Raw genomic sequence first — 1,026 nt, 5'->3', positions numbered from 1 at the left:
GTTTTATATAATTATAAAGCAATCATCAAAATAAAATCTCCACTAGAGTAAATTTATTGTTTTTTTGCGGAAATTATTATGCAGCTAAGAAAACTGTAGTTTATTGAATTAGAAATATATTAGAATTTACTTGAAGAAAGAGAGAGGGAATAAAATGAATATAGTGCACTTACGTCCTAAACAGCGGTCTAAGTACCGCATTATGCTAGGGAAGTGGTATTACTCTACAAAGAGGTACATTCAGTGGTTGGCAGACGGAAAAACATATGCAAAAAGGTTCCAACAAGAAAAGCTACCTTGTACAGCAATTCAGCACCGAACGATATTACTTCGTAAGCTCAAAAATGTAGATATGTGGTATCAACAGAATAAGGTTGTTAATTTGAAAATTGCTGTTAAAAAACTAAATGGTATCGTCATTAGACCGGGAGAAACATTTTCTTACTGGCGTTTAATAGGTAAGCCAACGAGGAAAAAAGGGTATGTAGAAGGTATGGTATTACATTACGGATCTTTTCAAACAGGTATTGGAGGAGGTCTTTGTCAGCTTTCGAATTTAATATATTGGATGACTTTACATACACCACTGACAGTAACAGAACGATATCGTCATAGCTTTGATGTCTTTCCTGACTCTAGGCGCACTCAACCGTTTGGGAGTGGGGCGACTTGTTCCTATAACTATTTGGATTTACAAATTAAAAATGAAACGGACCAACTGTATCAACTTCACCTTTATATGACAGATGAACATTTAGTTGGTGAATGGAGAACAGTCTATCCGCAACTTTATCAATATGAAGTGTATGAGAAAGAACACTCAATTCAACCTGCATACTGGGGCGGTTATATACGACATAATGTGATTCAACGTAAAGTATATAATCAACAGAAACAGTTAATAGAAGATCAATATGTAACAGAGAATCACGCTATAATGATGTACGAACCACTATTAGCTTGTAATAATGAGAATAGTGAGTAATATGGTAATCCATAGATTAAATAGTATAGAAAATATTTAAT

General features: G+C 33.9%; 1 protein-coding gene. It reads left to right on the top strand.

What is annotated here, in order from left to right:
* Nucleotides 1–154: 154 nt before the first annotated feature.
* The gene (locus ABWK52_RS29580; protein ID WP_097998716.1) at nucleotides 155–985 is read left to right on the top strand and encodes a VanW family protein; all 831 of its coding nucleotides are present in this window, start codon (nucleotides 155–157) and stop codon (nucleotides 983–985) included.
* Nucleotides 986–1,026 lie beyond the last annotated feature (41 nt).

It is taken from the genome of Bacillus sp. AP50, from assembly GCF_040492675.1.
In the GTDB taxonomy this organism is placed as follows: domain Bacteria; phylum Bacillota; class Bacilli; order Bacillales; family Bacillaceae_G; genus Bacillus_A; species Bacillus_A cereus.
This window is presented reverse-complemented; position numbering and strand designations above follow the sequence as displayed.